We start from the raw sequence: 19,361 nt of genomic DNA, 5'->3' as shown, positions 1-19,361 counted from the left end.
AGCGTTTAAAGGGCCAGTTTATGGCGGCTGTAGAGGCCGCCCAACAAGCCGGTGAGGCAACCGATGAGCAGCCCGCCGACGTGGGCGGCGTTGGCGATTTCGCCGAAGCCGATCATCGACACCAGCCCGGACAGGCACAGCAGCAGCCACACCAGCATCATCACCAGCACGCCCCGGGGCAGGCGGTAGATGGGGTTGGGCGACAGTAGTTGATAGATCCAGCAATGCCCGAGCAGGCCGTAGAGCACCCCGGACAGGCCACCGAACAGGGTCGGGCCGCTGAAATAGTATTGCGCGAAGTTGGACACCAGGCTGAACAGCAGGGTCAGGCCCAGCAGGTTGATGCTGCCCTGGCGCAGTTCGATGCGCCGCCCCAGTTCCCAGTACCACATGCCGTTCATGGCGATGTGCAGGATGCCGAAGTGAATCAGCATCGGCGTCACCAGGCGCCACCACTGCCCCGCCGCCAGGCTGTCGGCCAGGGAGCTGAACTGGATGTAGTCGCCGACCACGCGAAACTCGAGGAAGGTGAACCAGCCGAGGGTCTGCAGGTTGTCACCGAGCAAGGTGATGCCGCACACCGCCAGGCTCAGCAGCAGGATCAGCGCGGTGACCGGGCTGCGGCGCAACTGCTGCGCCAGGCCAACCCGCGCCGGCGAGGCCGCCTGCGGAATATCCAGTTGCTGCTCGGGATCGCCCTGGGGAAAGCGCTGGTACAGGCCGCGCACGTCTTCACTGATGGATTCCGGCACCCAGAGCACTTGCTCGCCGGCCTCCTCACTGACCCGGTGCGGCACCTGCATGCGCTGCAGCAACTTGACGAAGCCACTCAGGTCCGTGGCCAGGGGCAGACGCAAAACCGCTACTGCGCTCATCGCAACACCTCGGGCCGCTCGACGTCGACCCAGACAAATTTATTCGGATCCAGACGGGTTTCCTGGTCCAGGCGATAGGCGGCAAGCTTGCCGTAGAGCACGGCGCTGTAGTCCAGGCACGCCAGGTTGGGGCGGATCGGCGCCGGCTTGCCGCTGCGCCAGTAGTGGCCGACGAACAGCATCGGTTCGTCAGGGCCGTAGCGCAGCAGGCTGTTCTTCTCGGCCGGGGACAGAGGCGTGCGCGCCACCGGATCGGGCAAGGCATCGGGCTGAAAGACGATGTCGCCGTAGGTCTGCGGGTCGTCTTCCCAGAACTTGGTGCGGAAGAACGCCCGGGTCAGGCCGTCGCCACTGGTCATGGTCAGGCCGTGGGGCAAACGCATGTCGGTGCCGCGTAGCAGGCGATCGAAGGCGGTGCTGGCAAAACTGTCGGGCAGCGCCGAGGCCTGGAGGAACTCGCGGTCGATGCAGCCGTTGGGGTACTGCTGGCGCAGCGGCGCGATCAGGCCGGCGTCCCAGCAGGCATGCACCACGCGAAAGCGCCCGGCGTCGACGAACAGCGGCAGTTCATAGAACCACTCGAGAAAGTCGTGCCAGTCGCCCGGGTGATGTTCGAACTGGGTCAGGGTTTCGTGGATCAACCGGGCATGGCGCGGCGTGTGCTCGCGCACGAACTGCTTGCCACTGCCGGCGGCCGCCGGGGTGCTCCAGCCCAGGGCGTTGAATTCATGGTTGCCCATGATGCACAGCGCCTGACCGGCTTCGACCATGTCGTGGACGATGTGCAGGGACTCACGGATTCGCGGGCCGCGGTCGATGATGTCGCCGAGGAACACCGCCATGCGCGACGGATGCCGCCAGACACCGCCCTGCTTGTGATACCCGAGCCGATCCAGCAAGTGCTCCAGGGTCAGGGCGCAACCGTGCACGTCACCGATCAGGTCGTAGCTACGCGCGGGATCGAGCATCAGTCGCCTCCACCGCCCAGTCGGCTGCCCCAGCCAAGCTTGGTCCGGCAGACCTCGTAGTAGTTGTGGTCCAGCGGGTGGATCAGGCGCAGTTTCTGGGCCTTCTTGCTGACCGTGATGGTGTCGCCCGGTGCGCAGGTGAAATGGTTCTGCCCGTCACAGGAGACTTGCGGATAGATCTGCATATCTTTGGACACGACGATTTTCAGCTCACTGTTGCCATCGACCACGATCGGCCTTCCGGACAAGGTATGGGGGTACATCGGCACAATCACAATGGCATCCAGCTTGGGATGCATGATCGGGCCGCCGGCGGACAGCGCGTAGGCCGTGGAGCCGGTGGGCGTGGCGACGATCAGGCCGTCGGCCTTCTGGCTGCAGACGAACTGGCCGTCGATGTAGATCTCGAACTCGATCATCCGCGTCGACTTGCCCGGGTGCAGCACCACGTCATTGAGCGCGTCGCCCTGGCCGATGGCCTCGGCGTGACGGCGGACTTCGGCCTGCAGCAGGAAGCGGTTTTCCACCAGGTAATGGCCGTCCAGCACTTCGGCGACCTTGACCTCCAGCTCATCGGGGCGGATGTCGGTGAGAAACCCCAGGCTGCCGCGGTTGATCCCCAGTACCGGGATATTGTGCCGCGCCAGGGCCCGGGCGGCGCCCAGCAGGCTGCCGTCGCCGCCGACCACGATGACCATGTCGCAGACCTCGCCCAACAGCTTGCGCGAGGAGGTCTGCAGGCCGTGGCCCGGCAGCACTTCGGCGATGGTGTCTTCGAGGATCACGTGCAGGTGGCGCGCCAGCAGAAACTTCTTCAGTCGGCGAACTGTGTCCAGCACCTGGGAGCTGCCCAGGCGACCGATAATGCCGATATTGCGAAATTGCTCCATGGGGCTCCTGCGAGGTTCGGGTACGGGCGAAACGGAGGATTATGGGCGAAACCCGGCGTTAGACAAAATCCTTTCAGCCACGCGGGCTTAGGAAGCGCAGCGCGAGCACCGAGCGGCACGCATTTATCGCGAAACGCAAGGGTTTGCGTCTATGCTCGCAGCATGCTCCTGTTCCCGGATCTGCTCAGCCTTCCACGCCAGTTGCGTCAACCTGAAGTCCGCGACCTCGCCTGGGTCATCCTCGCGCCGCCGATGCTCAGCCACACGCCCTGGCCGCAGCGCCATCCCCTGTCCGGCAGCGACTGGGTGCAGGCGCCGCAACTGCTGGCGCACTGGCTGCAGCGCCTGGACCTGGACCCCAGCGCGCTGCGCCATTGGCTCAACCGCAGCCAGACACGGCGCCTGGGCCTGTACTACGAACGCCTCTGGCAGTTTGCCGTGCAGCACGCCCCCGGGGTCGAACTGCTGGCGGCCAACCTGCCGATCCGCCGTGGCGGCCAGACCCTGGGCGAACTGGACATGCTGCTGCGCGACCGCGAGGGCGTGCATCACCTGGAACTGGCGATCAAGCTCTACCTGGGCCCGCAACGGGGCAACGGCCGCAACAGCGCGCAATGGCTGGGGCCGGGCTGCCACGATCGCCTGGACCGCAAACTGGCACACCTGGATGAACACCAACTGCCGATTTCCGCCCGCGATGAAAGCCGCGAAGCCCTGGCGGCGCTGGATATCCAGCAGTTTCGCGCCCACCTGTGGCTGGGGGGCTACCTGCTCTACCCCTGGCCGGGCCACGCCGAACCGCCCGAAGGCGCCCATCCGCAACACTTGCGGGGACGCTGGCTGCATCAACGGGACTGGCCGGCCTACGTGGCCCAGGGCGCCCCGGGGCGCTGGCAACCCCTGCCCCGCCACGCCTGGCTGGCTCCGGCCTGCTATCCGGCCGAACAGGCCTGGACCGCCGGGCAGCTGCAGCAATGGCTTGCCGAACTGGACGCCCAGGCCCCGGCGCAATTGCTGGTGCGCCTGGAGGAAACCGCCGAAGGGGACTGGGAAGAAGCCGAACGCCTGTTCCTGGTGGCCGATCTGTGGCCCAACGTCCCCGCGCCCCAGCCCCTCCCACCCAAAGACCAGCCTGCGTAGGCGCGGGCTTGCCAGCGAAAGCGTCCTCATGAGCGGCGCAACGCTCACGGGCCTTTTGCCCGGCAAGCCGGCTCCAGCCGTAAGGGTTCGCTAGGCCAGGGAAAGCCGCAATGCCAGGGCCGCCAAAGTCACCAGCAGCACCGGCACGGTGAGCACGACGCCGACCCGGAAGTAATAGCCCCAGCCGATATGAATGCCCTTGCGCTCCAGCACATGCAGCCAGAGCAGGGTCGCCAGGCTGCCGATCGGGGTGATCTTCGGCCCCAGGTCGCTGCCGATGACGTTGGCGTAGATCATCGCTTCCTTGACCACCCCGGTGGCCTGGCTGGCGTCGATGGACAAGGCGCCGATCAGCACCGTTGGCAGGTTGTTCATCAACGACGACAACCCGGCGCTGAGCAAGCCGGTGCCCAGGGCCGCGCCCCAGATTCCGCCGCTGGCAAAGGCGTCGAGCCAGGCAGCCAGGTGCCCGGTCAGGCCGGCATTGCGCAAGCCGTACACCACCAGGTACATGCCCAGGGAAAAAATCACGATCTGCCATGGCGCTTCCTTGAGCACCTTGCGGGTGGAGATCTTGTGTCCACGCGCCGCGATCACCAGCAGCAAGGTGGCGCAGGCCGCGGAAATGGCGCTGATGGGAATCCCCAGCGGCTCCAGGGCAAAACAGCCCAGCAGCAGGATCAGCAGCACCCACCAGCCGGCCATGAAGGTTGCCCGGTCATGGATGGCGCTGGCCGGCTCGGCCAGTTGCCGGGGGTCATAATCCAGCGGGATATCACGGCGGAAAAACCACAGCAGCACCACCAGGGTCGCGGCCACGCTCACCAGGTTGACCGGCAGCATCACCGCCGCATAGCGGTTGAAGCCGATCTTGAAAAAGTCCGCGGAGACGATGTTCACCAGGTTCGACACCACCAGCGGCAGGCTCGCGGTATCGGCGATGAAGCCGGCCCCCATGACGAAAGCCAGGGTGGTGGCCGGCGAAAAGCGCAGGGCCAGCAGCATGGAAATCACGATGGGCGTGAGGATCAGCGCCGCGCCGTCGTTGGCGAACAGCGCCGACACCAGGGCGCCCAAGAGCACCATGAAGGCGAACAAGCGGCGCCCTCGCCCGCGGCCCCAGCGCGCCACATGCAGGGCGGCCCAGGCGAAGAACCCGGCTTCGTCCAGCAGCAGGCTGATGATGATCAGCGCGACGAAGGTGCCGGTGGCGTTCCAGATGATCTGCCACACCACCGGGATGTCGGCCAGTTGCACCACGCCGCAGAACAGCGCCAGGAGCGCGCCGAACACCGCGCTCCAGCCAACGCCCAGGCCTTTGGGCTGCCAGATCACCAGGGTGATGGTCAGCAGGAAGATCAGTACTGCAATCAACATGAGAGGGGGATCTTGATTATGGAGGAGCCGGCTTGCCGGCGAAGGCGCCCCAGAGGGCGCCACGGGACTCAAGGTCCTGTTCGCCGGCAAGCCGGCTCCTACGCGAGCAGGGGGATGTTGGGGGGTCAGGCTTTCTTCTGTTGCTCGACCCATTGGCCATAGGCATTGATGAAGCTCTGCAGGAACGGCCGGGTGGCCTCCGACAGCTTGCCCGCGTCGTCGAACGCTGAACCGGCGCCGCCCAGGTAGGCTTCGGGCTGCTGCATGCACGGCACATTGAGGAACACCAGGGACTGGCGCAGATGATGATTGGCGCCAAAGCCGCCGATGGCCCCCGGGGACACGCTGATCACCGCCCCCGGCTTGCCACCCCAGGCGCTCTTGCCGTAGGGCCGCGAACCGACGTCGATGGCATTCTTCAGGGCCGCCGGCACCGAACGGTTGTATTCCGGGGTGACGAACAACAGCGCATCGGCGGCCGCGATCTGTTCGCGAAAGCGCGTGTAGCTCGCCGGCGGCGTCACATCGATGTCTTCGTTATAGAGCGGCAGATCGCCGATCTCGACGATGCCCAACTGCAGGTTCGCCGGGGCCAGCTCGGCCAACGCCAGGGCGACCTTACGGTTCAGGGACTGCGTTCTCAGACTGCCGACCAGCACTGCAACCTTGTAGACATTGCTCATTGGAGTTTCCAACCCTTGGCGTGAAGAAGCTGTTAGTTATAGATGAGCCCGGGGGGTGCCTGCTACCCTGCGAGCGCCATTTCCTCAGATAAATCCTGCCGCACCCCACGGCCGGCGGCGGCCATGGATTATTTTTTCCAGGCGGCAAAACTTACCCGGCACCCACCGGGTCTACAGCAACGAAATTTGCGTGTTTTATCTCCAGAGGCTCTAAAGATGGCTGCAGTACTTGTCGGACAATTCCATGCAAGAGATGCCGAAGGACGGGTGTATTCAGTGCACGAGTTCCAGGAATCCATGCCCGCGCAGGACGGTAGCAGCGGCTCGGAGCCCGTCACCACCTACCGCCTGGCCATTGGCGACCGGGTGCGCAAGCTCGACGACAATCAGTTCCTGCTGGTGCAATCGGACGTGACCATCGTCCGCGAGCCCGAGACCTACATCACCGAATAGGCGCACCCGGCCCCGGCGGTCCGGCCCGGCCAAGAGCGGCGGCTACAGCTTCCGGACCCGCAGTTGGGGTAGGATTCGATGCTTGACCGCCCAACGGCTGGAGATGGACTTCAAGCATGCGTCTACGTCATATCGAAGTGATTCAGGCCCTCCTGCAAACCGCCCACCTGGGCACCGCCGCCGAGCTGCTGCAGCTCTCGGTGGCCGAGGTCGAGGCCTTGCTGCGCGATGCCGAAAGCCACTTGGGGTTCATGCTGTTCGCCAGCGTGCGCGGACGCTTGCAGGCCACTCGCGAGGCCCGGGAGCTGCAACCGGCGATTACCCGGGTCTACGACGCCTTCGAGCCACTGCAACGCCTGGCCGACAGTTTGCGCTTTCACCAGGCACCGCCGTTGCGCATCATCGGCACCCCGCCGTTGGTCCAGCAACTGCTGCCGCAATGCATCGCCGCCCTGCGGCGGCGCTTTCCCGATACCCCGTGCAGCCTGCTCAGTCACGGCACCCGAGAGATGGTCGAGCGCCTGCTGCTGCGCGATTGCGACCTGGGCCTGAGCCTGCATGACCCCGAACACCCGGACATCCACAGCCAGGCACTGGCCCAGGGCAAGCTGTTCCTGCTGGCCCCCCATGGCTGGCTGCAGCCCCGGCAGAAATACGCCGCCCTGCAGGACCTGGCCGGCCAGGCCATGCTCGGCCTGGAAGGCCAGGACCCGCTAAGCGTGATGCTCGCCAGCAAATTGCAGAACCTGCGGCCAAGCCCGGTGATCCAGACCCGCGTGCAGACCTATCAGATGATGCGCAGCCTGGTGGAAGCCGGCGAAGGACTGGCCATTGTCGACCCCTTCACCGCCGTCGGTGCCCGCAGTGCCGGGCTCGATGTCTGCCCGCTGTCGCCGCCAATCGGCGTCACCTTGTACGCCCTGCGCCGCCAGGGCAGCGAGGCCTCGCCCTGGCTCAATGCCCTGCTGGAACTGCTGACCGAACAGGCCGAGGCCCTGCTGGCGGGTTAAGCCGGGCTCACCTGGGGCTCATCGGCAAACAGCCGATACCAGAAGATCGCCACTTCGCGAGTCTGCGGATCGATGCCGCGATAACGCAGGTGATCCACCCCGCCCACCACATAGCCGCAGCGCTCGTAGAGGCGACAGGCTCCCAGGTTGTTGTTCTGGGTTTCCAGCATCACTCCCGGCAGTTGCTTCTTGCGACTCCAGAACTGCGCCACCTCCAGCAGCGCCCGGGCCACTCCGTGGCGTCGGGCCGGTGCGTGCACGGCCAGCTCGTCGACATGCCCGTAGCCATTCCAGTTGGTGCTGACCACCACATGCCCCACGGGCTGATCGTCGAGATAGGCCATGAAGATCTCGCTGTCTGCGGCATTGCGGTAACTGCCGAATTCCTCCGGATCGATGCCATAGCACTTGCGATACGGCACCACCTTGCGCAGCGGCCAGTCCGCCACCGCCAGGCTTGGCGCAGGCTCGGCGTAGGCGCTGACCTGGAAGCTGAAATCGCTGCCCCAGACATAGGCGGCGAACCCCTGGTCGGCCACGCGGATCGCCAGCCCCGGGTGCTTGGGGTTCACAACAGGCTGCATAGCGGGAAAACTCCTCATGCCTTGATGCAATCGACGGTGTAGTGGCGCCCGTCGCCCAGATCCTCATGCTGCAGACCGTGCACATCGGCGACAAAGCCCGGGAAGCTGCTGTCGAAGGCCCGGGCAAACCCCAGGTAGTCGATGATCGAGCGGGTCGACTCGGTGAAGCGCTCGCCGGGCATGATCAACGGAATCCCCGGTGGATAGGGCACCAGCATCACCGCGGCAATACGCCCCTGCAACTGATCGATGGAAACGGCCTCGACCTCGCCCCGCACCAGTTGGTCGTAGGCATCGGCGGGCTTCATCGCCACCTCCGGCAGCACCGTGTACATGCGCTTGAGGTGCTTGGCGGTGGCATTGCTGCGGTAGCAGGCGTGCAACTGGTCGCACAGGTCCTGCAGGCCCATGCCCTGATAGCGCTGCGGGTCCTGGCTGGCGACGCTGGGCAGGCAAGTGGCGAGGCTGACATTGGCGTCGTAGTTGCGCTTGAACTCCAGCAGCTCGGTGAGCAGCGTGCTCCACTTGCCCTTGGTAATGCCCATGGAGAACAGCACCAGGAATGAATAGAGCCCGGTCTTTTCCACCACCAGCCCGCGCTCCCAGAGAAACTTGCTGACCACCGCCGCCGGGATCCCGTGCTCGCTCAGGGCGCCGCCGGCGGTCAGGCCGGGCATCACCAGGGTGACCTTGATCGGGTCCAGCAGCACATAGTCGCAGGTGACGCCGGCAAAGCCGTGCCACTCGCCTTCGGGTTCCAGCAGCCAGTCCTCGGTGCGTACCTGGTCGATGCCTTCGACCCGTTCCGGCTGCCAGATCGAGAACCACCAGTCATCGGCGGCGATGTGCTGGCGCAGGTTGGCCAGGGCCCGGCGGAAGCTCAGGGCCTCATCGAACATTTCCTGCAGCAGCGAGCGCCCCGCCGGCCCTTCCATCATCGCCGAGGCCACATCCAGCGAGGCGATGATGCTGTATTGCGGCGACGTGGAGATATGCATCATGAAGGCTTCGTTGAAACGGTCCCGGTCCAGCTGCCGGGCGCCACCGTCCTGTACATGGATCATCGACGCCTGGCTGAAGGCCGCCAGCAGCTTGTGGGTGGAATGGGTGGTGAACACCAGCGGGCTCTCGGCGCTGCGCGAGGTGCCCATGCCATAACGCCCGGAAAAGAATTCGTGGAAGGCGGCGTAGGCATACCAGGCCTCGTCGAAGTGCAGCACCTCGACACTGTTGCCCAGGCTCTGCTTGATCAGCTCGGCGTTGTAGCACAGGCCGTCATAAGTGGAGTTGGTGACCACCGCCAGCTTGACCTTGGGCGGGCGGCCACGGGTCAGCGGACTGGCGTCGATCTTGGCCTGGATCGACTCGGGGCTGAACTCGCTCAAGGGAATCGGGCCGATAATCCCCAGCTCGTTGCGCTCCGGGCACAGGTACAGGGGAATGGCCCCGGTCATGATGATCGAGTGCAGCACCGACTTGTGACAGTTGCGATCCACCAGCACCAGATCGTCGCGACCGACCATGGAGTGCCAGACGATCTTGTTGGCGGTGGAAGTGCCGTTGATCACGAAAAAGGTGTGATCGGCGCCAAAATTGCGCGCCGCCCGTGCCTCGGCCTCGGCCAGGGGCCCGGTGTGATCCAGCAGCGAGCCCAGTTCCGGCACCGACACCGACAGATCGGAACGCAAGGTGTTCTCGCCGAAGAACTGATGGAACGCCTGCCCCACCGGGCTCTTGCGATACGCCACGCCCCCACCGTGCCCCGGGGTATGCCATGAATAGTTGGAGTCGGCGGTGTGCTGCACCAGGGCCTTGAAAAACGGCGGCAGCAACCCGTCCAGGTAATTGCGCGCAGCCCGGGCCACCTGGCGGGCGAGAAAAGGCACCGTGTCCTCGAACAGGTAGAGAATGCCCCGCAGCTGGTTGAGCTCGCTCATGGCATCGGCCGGGGCGTTCTCCAGGGTCATCTGCTCGCCCAGGGCGAAGATCGGCAACAGCGGCGCCCGCACCCGGGCCAGGCGGATCAGCTCCACCATGTTTTGCAGCAGATGGGTGTTTTCCCCGGCGCCCTCGGCGGCGATCAACATGCAGGCCAGGCCGTGATGGGTCGCGGCCACCAGGCGCCCTTCGGCATAGTTCACCGCCGAGAAGATGCTGAAGCCGTCCTTCTCCAGCTCCCGGGCGATACCCCGCACCCGGTCCCCGGCCACCGTATCGGCCTTGATGTCGCGGTGCACGATCAGGATCGGAAACTGCAGGTCTTTGTACATGGAGGCTGGATGTCCTGAGACGGCGGGTTGGCCCCGCCAATCAACTCAGGGTAGAAGCTGCGCACGCCTTGTGTCACCCCGGGCAAGGGCTGGGTATAACAAAACGTCGCACTGGAACAATTGCCGGCCCGCTCCCAGCAACGCCCAACCACTCTGTAGCCGCTGCTGAGCCCGCGAAGCTGCGAAAAGGCCCGCAGGGCCTTGCTTGACGGTCTCCCGACAGCTGCCGCCCTCTAAATCGCTGCGCCTCCTACCGAGCCGTGCGCAGCCTACGGCAGCGGCTACAGGGCCGCAGGCAACAAGGCTTATTGCTGCTGGGCTTCGAGCAACTGGGTCCAGAGCGCCGGCCCACCGGCAGACTTGGCGATGATCTCCAGGCGGGTCTGGTGCTCGGCCAATTCGGCTGCGCTGGCCTGGATGATCCGTCCCCGGGGACGATCGGCCGGCAGACGGCGGATTTCCGTGGCGCGGTTGCCCGAGCCTTCGCCGGAACCGTTGCCATCCGAAGCGTTGCCCGCCAGGGACAGGCTGGTCTGGCCACCGGTCATGGTCAGGTAGACGTCGGCGAGGATCTCCGAGTCGAGCAAGGCGCCGTGCAGTTCACGACCGGAGTTGTCGACGCCATAGCGCTTGCACAGGGCATCGAGGCTGTTGCGCTGGCCGGGGTGACGCTCACGGGCCATCAACAGGGTGTCGAGGATGGTGCAGTGCTGGGTGATGTCCGCGCGGTCGTGGCGCCCCATCAGGGCGAATTCGTTGTTGATGAAGCCAACGTCGAACGCCGCGTTATGGATGATCAGCTGAGCGCCCTGGATAAAGTCGAAGAACTCGTCGGCGACTTCGGCAAAGCGCGGCTTGCCCACCAGGAACTCGTTGGTGATGCCGTGGACGCCGATGGCGCCCTCGTCGCTCTCGCGATCCGGTTGCAGGTAAACGTGGAAGTGCCGCCCGGTCAGGCGCCGACCGATCAACTCGACGCAGCCGATTTCAATGATCCGGTGGCCGTCGGTCACCGGCATACCGGTGGTTTCGGTATCGAGTACAACAGATCTGTTGGCCATCAGTGGTCCGTTCTCAATCTGGCAAAGGGCGGGATTTTAGCATGCCCGGCCCAGGGACAGCGCGCCGCAGGCAACAGGCCGCTGCCGCGCACTTTTTAACAGTTATTCGCAAAGCTGATGAGGTTCGCCCAAGGCCCGGCTGCTAGGGTGCCGCCGATCTTTTCCAGGGAAACTCGCGGTCATGAAGACTCTCCGGCGCCGTCTGCAAAGCCTGCTGTTCATTGCCCTGTTCATCGCAATGCTCAGCAGCTCCAGCCATGCCACCAGCCTAGTGATCAGCACCGACCTGAGCATGAGCGGACTGCTGACCAGCAGCAAAGGCACGGCCAAGATCAGCAGCTCGTTCAAGGATGACAAGGTTGTCCTGGAAGCCCGCAGCGACGCCGCGGCCTTCGTCGCCAGCGACGGGGCGATTCGCGGCGTGCGCCTGGAGTCGGCGTTGCAGCACATTCGCCGAACGCTGCACAACCCGCCCTACAGCGACGCACAACTGGCGGCGGCGATTCTCACCCTGTAACGCCGTCAGCCCTTGTAGCCGCGCACTTCATCCACGCCACGGTTGGCCAACTGGTCGGCCCGCTCGTTGCCGTGGTGGCCGGTGTGGCCGCGAACCCATTTCCAGGTGACCTTGTGCCGGTTGACCTGCTCGTCCAGCTGCTGCCACAGGTCGGCGTTCTTCACCGGCTCCTTGGCGGCGGTCTTCCAGCCGCGCTTCTTCCAGTTGGCCATCCACTCGTTGATACCCTTCATCACGTACTGCGAGTCGGTGACCAGCAGCACGTCGCACTCGCGCTTGAGTTCTTCCAGGCCACGAATCGCCGCCATCAGCTCCATGCGATTGTTGGTGGTGTTGGCTTCGCCGCCCCAGAGCTCCTTCTCGACGCCCTTGAACACCAGCAACGCGCCCCAGCCACCCGGGCCGGGATTGCCCTTGCAGGCACCGTCGGTAAAGATTTCTACGCTATCGCTCATCCACGCCTTCCATCAGAAAATTGCCATTGGCCTGCCGATTGCGGTCGACAGCGCCCAAGGCCGAGGTCACTCGGCCGGTCTATATAAAAAGAAGGTTGCTGCAGGTCATCAGGATTCGCTGTTACGGCGATTGACCTTGGCCATGGGCAGCGGCACCAGCTTGCCCATGGGTTCGCGTCGCACCTGGCGCACCGGGCGCAGGCCGACGGCGATCTTGCGCGCCACCAGCAGATAAAAGCCGCCGCCGGCCAGTTGCCACTGCCCGGCCTTGCGCTCCCAGCCCGCCAGTCGCGCCTGCCATGCCTGCGAGGCAAGCGGCGGACGATAGCACCCGAAGCGGCGTTTCTCCAGCGCGAAGCCCAGCAGGTTGAGCCAGTCGCCCACCCGCGAGGGCGAGATGCAACGAGCCTGGCGCAAGGCGTCGTGGGCGAACACATGGCGCAAGCCCCAGGTGCTCCAGGGGTTGATGCCGACAATCAGCAGATGACCACCGGGGCGCACGCTGCTGGCGGCCTCGCGCAGCAGGCCGTGGGGCGACAGGCAGAAATCCAGGCCATGCTGCAGCACCACCACATCGGCGGCATGCTCGCTCAGGGGCCAGGCCTGTTCCTCGCAGACAATCTCCACCCCGGGCAGCGGCGCGCCCAGGCGCACATTGCGCTGTACCTGCGGCGCCACCGGCGGGTTCTGCGCCGAAGGCCCGTAGTGCACCAGGTAACCGCCAAAGAAACGCCCCAGTTCCTCTTCGAGCATGCGCCGCTCTTCATCCAGCAAAAATTGCCCCAGGGGACCGGACAGCCAGTCCCGGGCCGCACTGATCAGGGCCAGCCAGTCGGGATCTGCCTGAGCGAAGGCTTTATCGGTCATTGCATTCTCCAACACGCCAAGAAGCTCTAAGATGCGCCATTGTTTTCCGCTTGGCGAATCCGAAGATGATACAGATCAGTGCCCTGCCCGCCTTCACCGACAACTACATCTGGTTGTTACAGGATCACCGCAGCCAGCGCTGCGCGGTCGTCGATCCGGGCGACGCGGCGCCGGTCCTGGCCTGGCTGGAACAGCACCCGGGCTGGGTTCTGAGCGACATTCTGGTGACCCATCACCACCACGACCACGTCGGCGGTGTCGAGCGGCTCAAGCAGCACAGCGGCGCCACCGTGTATGGCCCGGCGCGGGAAAAGATCCCCGGACGCGACGTGGCCCTGAACGACAACGACCACGCCAACATCCTCGGCTGGGACTTCGAGGTATTCGCCGTACCCGGCCATACCCTGGGACACATCGCCTACTACCATCACGGCCTGCTGTTCTGCGGCGATACCCTGTTCGCCGCCGGTTGCGGCCGTCTGTTCGAAGGCACGCCGGAACAGATGCACCACTCCCTCAGCCGCCTTGCCGCGCTGCCGGACGACACCCTGATCTACTGCACCCACGAATACACCCTGAGCAACCTGCGCTTCGCCCAGGCAGTAGAGCCCGCCAACCCGGACATTGCCCAGCGTCTGGAAAAGGTCACGCAGATGCGCGAGCAAGGGCGCATGACCCTGCCATCAACCCTGGCCCTGGAGAAACTCACCAACCCGTTTTTGCGTACCGGTGAAACATCCGTTAAACAAAAAGCGGACGAACGGAGCGGCCAGGATAACCCGTCGCAGAGTGCGGTCTTTGCGGCCCTGAGGGCTTGGAAAGATAAATTCTAAGCAAGCTATCTACTGGTACAAAAATTCTGAATGGTTGACCGCACCCCGGGTGCTTTCTAGAATCGCCCGACATTTTTGCCCGGAACTTACTTCCAGCCAATGTCGTCATCTATTCGTTATTCCATCAGTTCAGACGCATTGACGCGCTTGGCCCAGGCCATCGCGGTAGCTGTGTCAGCGACGCTTGCGGGCTGCCAAAGCACCGGCCATGCCCCGCAGAGCGACGCGGCACACACCCAGAATTTCAACGCCCGCATCAAGCAAAAACCCATCTGGCTGAGCAACAAGCCAAGCCCGCAAGTACCCCAGGATGTCTGGGAACGCATGCGCCAGGGGTTCCAATTGCAGGAAGGCCTGGGCGTCAACCCGCGTATTGAACAGCAGCGCCTGTGGTTCGCCAGCAACCCTTCTTTCCTGGAAAACGCCGGCGAACGCGGCAGCCTCTATATCCACTACATCGTCGAGCGTCTCGAAGAGCGCAACATGCCGCTGGAGCTGGCCCTGCTGCCGGTGATCGAAAGCGCCTACAACCCGCTGGCCTATTCCCGGGCCGATGCCGTGGGCCTGTGGCAGTTCGTCCCGGCCACCGGGCGCTACTTCAACCTGCGCCAGACCCGCTTCTACGATGGCCGCCGCGATATCACCGCCTCCACCACCGCCGCCCTGGACTACCTGACCCGCCTGCACGACATGTTCAACGGTGACTGGTTGCTGGCCCTGGCCGCCTACAACGCCGGCGAAGGCACCGTGAGCCGGGCCATCGAGCGCAATGACAAGCTCGGCCTGCCCACCGACTACTGGAACCTGCCGCTGCCGGCCGAGACTCAAGCCTACGTGCCCAAGCTGCTGGCCCTGTCCCAGGTGGTACTGGCCCCGCAGGCCTACGGCGTGAACCTCAACCCGATCGCCAACGAACCCTACTTCCAGGTGGTGGAAATCAACCAGCGCATGGACCTGTCCAAGGTCGCGGCGGTGGCCAACATCGACGAGGACGAGCTGTTCCAGCTCAATCCGGCGTTCAAGCAGCGCACCACCGTCGACGGTCCACAGCACCTGCTGGTACCCACGTCCAAGGCCCAGCTGCTGACCACCAGCCTGTCCACCATGAAACCCGAAGAGCTGATCAGCAAGCGCTCCCTCAAGCCGGTCTTCGACCGCGACGAAGGCCGCGACTCGCTGCGACCCAAGCGCATCTACCGGGTCAAGAACGGAGACAACCTGACCCTGATCGCCAAGGCCAACAAGGTGGATGTGCAGGACCTGCAGCGCTGGAACAAGCTCAGCGGCAAGAACCTCAAGGTCGGCCAGACCCTGGTGATGCAGGACACCCGCAAGGCCGCCGGCAAGAAAACCAGCGTGGCCAGCAGCGGCAAGCAGAAGTCGACCCGCTACAAGGTCAAGCAAGGCGACTCGCTGTACATCGTGGCCAAGCGTTTCAATGTCGAGATGCAGCACCTCAAGCGCTGGAACCCGCGGGCGGCGCAAGCCCTCAAGCCGGGCCAGATGCTCACGGTCTACCTGCCACACTGAAACCCGCTCTGTAGGAGCCGGCTTGCCGGCGAACAGCCTTCGCCGACAAGCCGGCTCCTACAGGAAATTTCAATTGCACAAAGCTCGCGCCAGCGAGCTTTTTCCTGCTGATACAAGCTGTTACTGTACGGAGCATTAAGCCCAAGCCGCCTGGAACGGATCTCTGACTCGATGCGTCCCCTCCTTCTGCTCTTCTTCAGTCTGGCCTTGAGCTTTCCCGCAAGCGCAACGATCACCGAAAGTCATGGTTATGCGCAGTTTGGCACGCTCAAGTACCCGGCCAAATTCACCCACTTCGACTGGGTCAACCCCGCGGCGCCCAAAGGCGGCACCTTGCGGGTCATGGCCTTTGGCACCTTCGATACCCTCAACCCCTACACCTTCAAAGGCACCAGCCCGGTCGCCACGCCGAACTTCCTGCAATACGGGGTCAACGAACTCAACGAACCGCTGATGGTGGGCACCGGCCTCTACGCCCCCTCCGGTGACGAGCCCACCTCCAGCTACGGCCTGATCGCCCGCTCCGTGGAATACAGCGAAGACCGCAGCTGGGTGGTGTTCAACCTGCGCCCCGAGGCACGCTTTCACGATGGCAAGCCGATCACCGCCTATGACGTGGCGTTCTCCTATCGCCTACTGCTCAAGGAAGGCCACCCGCAATACCGCACCAACCTGCAGGAAGTGCAGCGGGTGGACATCCTCGGCCCGCAGCGCATCCGCTTCGTGTTCAAGCGCGCCGGCAACCCGCTGCTGATCCTGCGCCTGGGCGAGCTGCCGGTGCTGCCCCAGCACTACTGGAAAGACCGCGACTTCAAGGCCACCACCTTCACCCCGCCCCTGGGCAGCGGCCCCTATCGCATCACCCAGGTCCAGCCCGGACGCCAACTGGTGTTCGAACGGGTCCAGGATTATTGGGGCAAGGACTTGCCGGTCAACCGCGGCTTCAACAACTTCGACCGGGTCGAGGTGGAGTTCTACCGCGACAGCGACGTGGCCTTCGAAGCCTTCAAGGCCGGCGAGTTCGACATCTACATCGAGCACCAGGCCAAGAACTGGGCCAACGGCTACAACTTCCCCGCGGTCAATCGCGGCGAGGTAATCAAGGCCCAGGTCGCGCACCAGATTCCGACCCAGACCCAAGGCCTGTTCATGAACACCCGGCGCAGTCTCTTCGCCGACGTGCGGGTGCGTGAAGCCCTGGGCCTGATGTTCGACTTCGAATGGACCAACCGCACCCTGTTCAGCGGCGCCTACCAGCGCGCCCTGAGCTACTACCCCAACAGCGAATTCTCCGCCACGGGCCTGCCGGTAGGGCACGAATGGCTACTGCTGTCGCCCTACCGCGAGCAACTGCCCGCCAATCTCTTCACCCAGGCCTTCAGCCTGCCCCGCACCGAGGGTCGCGGCATCCCCCGGGATACCCTGCGCCGCGCCCTGGGGCTGTTGGCCGACGCCGGCTGGAAGCTCAACGGCCAGCGCCTGCAGAACAGCGCCGGGCAGCCGCTGCGTTTCGAGCTGATGCTGGTCAATCCCAACCTGGAGCGGATTCTCCAGCCCTACGTGGAGAACCTGGCGAGCATCGGCATCGAGGCGCGCCTGCGCACCGTGGACCGGGCGCAGTACAAGCAGCGCCTGGACCAGTTCGACTACGACATGATCCTCATGACCCTCAACCAGACCCTGAGCCCGGGCCTGGAGCAATGGCAGTACTTCCACTCCAGCCAGGTGTCGGTCAAGGGCAGCAAGAACTACGCAGGCATCAACAACCCGATTGTCGATCACCTGCTGGAGCAACTGCTGGCCGCCCAGAGCCGCGACGAGCAACTGGCCGCCGGCCGCGCCCTGGACCGGGTGCTGCTGTGGCAGCACTACATGATTCCCAACTGGTACCTCAACTATCACCGACTGGCCTACCGCAACCGGTTCGCCTTTGTCACCACGCCGCCCTACAACCTGGGCTTGAACGCCTGGTGGCTGAAGTCCCTGGAGACTCCCCAATGATGCCTCTGCGTGCCCTGCTCCTGCGCACCAGCGGCCTGTTGTTCGGCGTCATCGCCTGCTGTGCCCAGGCTGCGCCGCAACATGCCCTGACCCTGTACAACGAAGCGCCGAAATACCCGGCGAACTTCCAGCACTTCGACTTCGTCGACCCGAAGGCGCCCAAGGGCGGCACCTTCCGCATGGCCGGCTTCGGCAGCTTCGACAGCCTCAACCCCTTCATCAGCAAAGGCGTGCCCGAGCAGAACATCGGCCTGATCTACGACACCCTGATGACCCAGAGCCTGGACGAGCCCTTCACCGAATACGGGCTGGTGGCGGGCAAGATCGAAAAAGCCCCGGACAACAGCTGGGTGCGTTTCTACCTGCGCCCGGAGGCGCGCTTCAACGACGGCCAGCCGATCCGCGCCGAGGACGTGGTGTTCAGCTTCCAGACCTTGATGAGCGCCGGTTCGCCGCTGTACCGCGGCTACTACGCCGACGTCGACCAGGTGATCGCCGAAGACCCGCTGCGGGTGCTGTTCAAGTTCAAGCACAACAACAACCGCGAACTGCCGCTGATCCTCGGCCAGCTGACGGTCCTGCCCAAACACTGGTGGGAAAGCCGCGACTTTGCCAAGAGCAACCTGGAAGTGCCCCTGGGCAGCGGCCCCTACCGGGTGACCCAGGTCAAGGCCGGGCGCTCGATCCGCTACGAGCGGGTCAAGGACTACTGGGGCCGCGACCTGCCGGTCAATCGCGGCTTCTACAACTTCGACGTGATCACCAGCGATTACTACCGCGACAACACCGTGGCCCTGGAAGCGCTCAAGGCCGGGCAGTTCGACTACTGGCTGGAGATGAGCGCGAAGAACTGGGCCACCGCCTACAACACCCCGGCCGTGGCCCAGGGCCGGCTGATCAAGGAGCAGATCGCCAACGGCAACCCCACCGGCATGCAGGGTTTTGTCTTCAACACCCGCCGACCGCTGTTCCAGGACGTGCGGGTGCGCCACGCCCTGAGCCTGCTGCTGGATTTCGAATGGAGCAACAAGCAGCTGTTCAACGGTGCCTACACCCGCACCCGCAGCTACTTCGAGAACTCGGAAATGGCCGCCACCGGCCTGCCGGGCCCGGAGGAGCTGGCGATTCTCGAACCGCTGCGGGGCCAGCTCCCGCCGCAGGTGTTCGACCAGGCCTTCTCGCCTTCGGTGTGCGACGGCAGCGGCATGATCCGCGCCCAGCAGCGCCAGGCCTACCAGCTGTTGCAGGAAGCCGGCTGGCGCATCGTCGACGACAAGATGGTCGACGCCCAGGGCAAGCCGGTGGTGATCGAGTTCCTCCTGGCCCAGACCGAGTTCGAGCGGGTGCTGCTGCCGTTCAAGCGCAACCTGGCCGACCTGGGCATCGACCTGGTGATCCGCCGGGTCGACGTGTCCCAGTACATCACCCGGGTGCGCTCGCGGGACTTCGACATGATCGTCGGCAGCTTTCCCCAGTCCAACTCCCCGGGCAACGAGCAGCGCGAGTTCTGGATGTCTTCCAGCGCCGACAAGCCCGGCAGCCGCAACTACATCGGCCTCAAGGACCCGGCCATCGACAGCCTGGTGGAAAGCCTGATCAACGCCGACTCGCGCGCCAGCCTGGTGGCCCACGCCCGGGCCCTGGACCGGGTCCTGCAATGGGGCTACTACGTGATCCCCAACTGGCACATCAAGACCTGGCGCGTGGCCTACTGGGACCATATCGGCCACCCGCAAGTCGCGCCCAAGTACGACATCGGCATCCACACCTGGTGGATCAAGCCCGACGCCAAGCCCGCCGTAGAACCGGCCCCGGACCAGGCGGCCCCAGCCGACAGGGAGCAATGA

General features: G+C 64.6%; 18 protein-coding genes. 8 read left to right on the top strand and 10 right to left on the bottom strand.

The window, feature by feature from the left end; genetic code table 11:
* Positions 1 to 5: 5 nt before the first annotated feature.
* The 3 genes from GWQ44_RS17805 to GWQ44_RS17795 are packed head-to-tail and all read right to left on the bottom strand — an operon-like array spanning position 6 to position 2,733.
* Positions 6 to 875, bottom strand: coding sequence for a rhomboid family intramembrane serine protease (locus GWQ44_RS17805; protein WP_016965406.1), 870 nt, complete (start codon positions 873 to 875; stop codon positions 6 to 8).
* Complete coding sequence (locus tag GWQ44_RS17800) at positions 872 to 1,846, bottom strand: metallophosphoesterase (RefSeq protein ID WP_173655942.1); 975 nt, start codon at positions 1,844 to 1,846, stop codon at positions 872 to 874. The genes GWQ44_RS17805 and GWQ44_RS17800 overlap by 4 nt, the downstream gene beginning before the upstream one ends.
* Positions 1,843 to 2,733, bottom strand: a complete 891-nt coding sequence (locus GWQ44_RS17795) for an NAD(+) kinase (protein ID WP_007920913.1) — start codon at positions 2,731 to 2,733, stop codon at positions 1,843 to 1,845. The genes GWQ44_RS17800 and GWQ44_RS17795 overlap by 4 nt, the downstream gene beginning before the upstream one ends.
* 162 nt (positions 2,734 to 2,895) lie before the next feature.
* Between GWQ44_RS17795 and GWQ44_RS17790 the strand changes: the two genes are divergently transcribed.
* Positions 2,896 to 3,873, top strand: coding sequence for a DUF1853 family protein (locus GWQ44_RS17790; protein ID WP_275927912.1), 978 nt, complete (start codon positions 2,896 to 2,898; stop codon positions 3,871 to 3,873).
* A 90-nt stretch (positions 3,874 to 3,963) separates the two neighbouring features.
* On the opposite strand, the gene GWQ44_RS17785 is transcribed toward GWQ44_RS17790, so the two are convergent.
* On the bottom strand, positions 3,964 to 5,250 hold the full coding sequence (locus tag GWQ44_RS17785; RefSeq protein WP_275927911.1) for an arsenic transporter: 1,287 nt from the start codon (positions 5,248 to 5,250) through the stop codon (positions 3,964 to 3,966).
* Between the two features lie 125 nt (positions 5,251 to 5,375).
* Positions 5,376 to 5,933 carry an NAD(P)H-dependent oxidoreductase gene (locus GWQ44_RS17780; RefSeq protein ID WP_047304733.1) on the bottom strand — a complete coding sequence of 186 codons (558 nt, stop codon included), beginning with the start codon at positions 5,931 to 5,933 and terminating at the stop codon, positions 5,376 to 5,378.
* Positions 5,934 to 6,149: 216 nt separating this feature from the next.
* Between GWQ44_RS17780 and GWQ44_RS17775 the strand changes: the two genes are divergently transcribed.
* The gene (locus GWQ44_RS17775; protein WP_016964261.1) at positions 6,150 to 6,386 is read left to right on the top strand and encodes a hypothetical protein; all 237 of its coding nucleotides are present in this window, start codon (positions 6,150 to 6,152) and stop codon (positions 6,384 to 6,386) included.
* A gap of 116 nt (positions 6,387 to 6,502) precedes the next feature.
* The gene (locus GWQ44_RS17770; RefSeq protein ID WP_047304735.1) at positions 6,503 to 7,396 is read left to right on the top strand and encodes a LysR substrate-binding domain-containing protein; all 894 of its coding nucleotides are present in this window, start codon (positions 6,503 to 6,505) and stop codon (positions 7,394 to 7,396) included.
* On the opposite strand, the gene GWQ44_RS17765 is transcribed toward GWQ44_RS17770, so the two are convergent.
* The 3 genes from GWQ44_RS17765 to dnaQ all read right to left on the bottom strand — a co-directional run bounded on the left by GWQ44_RS17765 (position 7,393) and on the right by dnaQ (position 11,311).
* Entirely contained in the window at positions 7,393 to 7,980 is a 588-nt protein-coding gene (locus GWQ44_RS17765) for a GNAT family N-acetyltransferase (RefSeq protein ID WP_016964263.1), read from the bottom strand. The two genes, GWQ44_RS17770 and GWQ44_RS17765, sit on opposite strands and share 4 nt — an antisense overlap.
* Before the next feature lie 14 nt (positions 7,981 to 7,994).
* Positions 7,995 to 10,250, bottom strand: coding sequence for an Orn/Lys/Arg decarboxylase N-terminal domain-containing protein (locus GWQ44_RS17760; RefSeq protein WP_016964264.1), 2,256 nt, complete (start codon positions 10,248 to 10,250; stop codon positions 7,995 to 7,997).
* A 305-nt stretch (positions 10,251 to 10,555) separates the two neighbouring features.
* Entirely contained in the window at positions 10,556 to 11,311 is a 756-nt protein-coding gene (gene dnaQ / locus GWQ44_RS17755) for a DNA polymerase III subunit epsilon (protein ID WP_047304738.1), read from the bottom strand.
* A 181-nt stretch (positions 11,312 to 11,492) separates the two neighbouring features.
* Between dnaQ and GWQ44_RS17750 the strand changes: the two genes are divergently transcribed.
* Complete coding sequence (locus GWQ44_RS17750) at positions 11,493 to 11,828, top strand: DUF2388 domain-containing protein (RefSeq protein WP_016964266.1); 336 nt, start codon at positions 11,493 to 11,495, stop codon at positions 11,826 to 11,828.
* A gap of 5 nt (positions 11,829 to 11,833) precedes the next feature.
* Here the strand turns inward: GWQ44_RS17750 and rnhA are convergent, their stop codons facing one another.
* On the bottom strand, positions 11,834 to 12,283 hold the full coding sequence (gene rnhA, locus GWQ44_RS17745) for a ribonuclease HI (protein ID WP_016964267.1): 450 nt from the start codon (positions 12,281 to 12,283) through the stop codon (positions 11,834 to 11,836).
* Positions 12,284 to 12,391: 108 nt separating this feature from the next.
* The gene (locus GWQ44_RS17740; RefSeq protein WP_016964268.1) at positions 12,392 to 13,150 is read right to left on the bottom strand and encodes a methyltransferase domain-containing protein; all 759 of its coding nucleotides are present in this window, start codon (positions 13,148 to 13,150) and stop codon (positions 12,392 to 12,394) included.
* A 65-nt stretch (positions 13,151 to 13,215) separates the two neighbouring features.
* Between GWQ44_RS17740 and gloB the strand changes: the two genes are divergently transcribed.
* The 4 genes from gloB to GWQ44_RS17720 all read left to right on the top strand — a co-directional run bounded on the left by gloB (position 13,216) and on the right by GWQ44_RS17720 (position 19,361).
* Positions 13,216 to 13,983, top strand: a complete 768-nt coding sequence (gene gloB, locus GWQ44_RS17735) for a hydroxyacylglutathione hydrolase (RefSeq protein WP_042940822.1) — start codon at positions 13,216 to 13,218, stop codon at positions 13,981 to 13,983.
* Positions 13,984 to 14,082: 99 nt separating this feature from the next.
* On the top strand, positions 14,083 to 15,513 hold the full coding sequence (locus GWQ44_RS17730; RefSeq protein WP_047304740.1) for a LysM peptidoglycan-binding domain-containing protein: 1,431 nt from the start codon (positions 14,083 to 14,085) through the stop codon (positions 15,511 to 15,513).
* A 171-nt stretch (positions 15,514 to 15,684) separates the two neighbouring features.
* Positions 15,685 to 17,514, top strand: coding sequence for an extracellular solute-binding protein (locus GWQ44_RS17725; protein WP_016964270.1), 1,830 nt, complete (start codon positions 15,685 to 15,687; stop codon positions 17,512 to 17,514).
* Positions 17,511 to 19,361, top strand: a complete 1,851-nt coding sequence (locus GWQ44_RS17720) for an extracellular solute-binding protein (protein ID WP_275927910.1) — start codon at positions 17,511 to 17,513, stop codon at positions 19,359 to 19,361. Before GWQ44_RS17725 ends, GWQ44_RS17720 begins: the two co-directional genes overlap by 4 nt.

This window comes from Pseudomonas sp. 3MA1 (genome assembly GCF_029237275.1).
Classification (GTDB): Bacteria; Pseudomonadota; Gammaproteobacteria; order Pseudomonadales; family Pseudomonadaceae; genus Aquipseudomonas; species Aquipseudomonas fluorescens_AP.
Note: the sequence above shows the minus strand (reverse complement) of the source record. Positions and strands in the feature narration are given on the sequence as shown.

What these genes read in the sequence shown, in the direction of transcription:
- rnhA (WP_016964267.1), bottom strand. Translation starts at nt 12,283, where the DNA reads ATGAGCGATAGCGTAGAAATCTTTACCGACGGTGCCTGCAAGGGCAAT.
- dnaQ (WP_047304738.1), bottom strand. Translation starts at nt 11,311, where the DNA reads ATGGCCAACAGATCTGTTGTACTCGATACCGAAACCACCGGTATGCCG.
- GWQ44_RS17775 (WP_016964261.1), top strand. Translation starts at nt 6,150, where the DNA reads ATGGCTGCAGTACTTGTCGGACAATTCCATGCAAGAGATGCCGAAGGA.
- GWQ44_RS17805 (WP_016965406.1), bottom strand. Translation starts at nt 875, where the DNA reads ATGAGCGCAGTAGCGGTTTTGCGTCTGCCCCTGGCCACGGACCTGAGT.
- GWQ44_RS17725 (WP_016964270.1), top strand. Translation starts at nt 15,685, where the DNA reads ATGCGTCCCCTCCTTCTGCTCTTCTTCAGTCTGGCCTTGAGCTTTCCC.
- GWQ44_RS17785 (WP_275927911.1), bottom strand. Translation starts at nt 5,250, where the DNA reads ATGTTGATTGCAGTACTGATCTTCCTGCTGACCATCACCCTGGTGATC.
- GWQ44_RS17795 (WP_007920913.1), bottom strand. Translation starts at nt 2,733, where the DNA reads ATGGAGCAATTTCGCAATATCGGCATTATCGGTCGCCTGGGCAGCTCC.
- gloB (WP_042940822.1), top strand. Translation starts at nt 13,216, where the DNA reads ATGATACAGATCAGTGCCCTGCCCGCCTTCACCGACAACTACATCTGG.
- GWQ44_RS17720 (WP_275927910.1), top strand. Translation starts at nt 17,511, where the DNA reads ATGATGCCTCTGCGTGCCCTGCTCCTGCGCACCAGCGGCCTGTTGTTC.
- GWQ44_RS17750 (WP_016964266.1), top strand. Translation starts at nt 11,493, where the DNA reads ATGAAGACTCTCCGGCGCCGTCTGCAAAGCCTGCTGTTCATTGCCCTG.
- GWQ44_RS17765 (WP_016964263.1), bottom strand. Translation starts at nt 7,980, where the DNA reads ATGCAGCCTGTTGTGAACCCCAAGCACCCGGGGCTGGCGATCCGCGTG.
- GWQ44_RS17760 (WP_016964264.1), bottom strand. Translation starts at nt 10,250, where the DNA reads ATGTACAAAGACCTGCAGTTTCCGATCCTGATCGTGCACCGCGACATC.
- GWQ44_RS17780 (WP_047304733.1), bottom strand. Translation starts at nt 5,933, where the DNA reads ATGAGCAATGTCTACAAGGTTGCAGTGCTGGTCGGCAGTCTGAGAACG.
- GWQ44_RS17770 (WP_047304735.1), top strand. Translation starts at nt 6,503, where the DNA reads ATGCGTCTACGTCATATCGAAGTGATTCAGGCCCTCCTGCAAACCGCC.
- GWQ44_RS17790 (WP_275927912.1), top strand. Translation starts at nt 2,896, where the DNA reads ATGCTCCTGTTCCCGGATCTGCTCAGCCTTCCACGCCAGTTGCGTCAA.
- GWQ44_RS17740 (WP_016964268.1), bottom strand. Translation starts at nt 13,150, where the DNA reads ATGACCGATAAAGCCTTCGCTCAGGCAGATCCCGACTGGCTGGCCCTG.
- GWQ44_RS17730 (WP_047304740.1), top strand. Translation starts at nt 14,083, where the DNA reads ATGTCGTCATCTATTCGTTATTCCATCAGTTCAGACGCATTGACGCGC.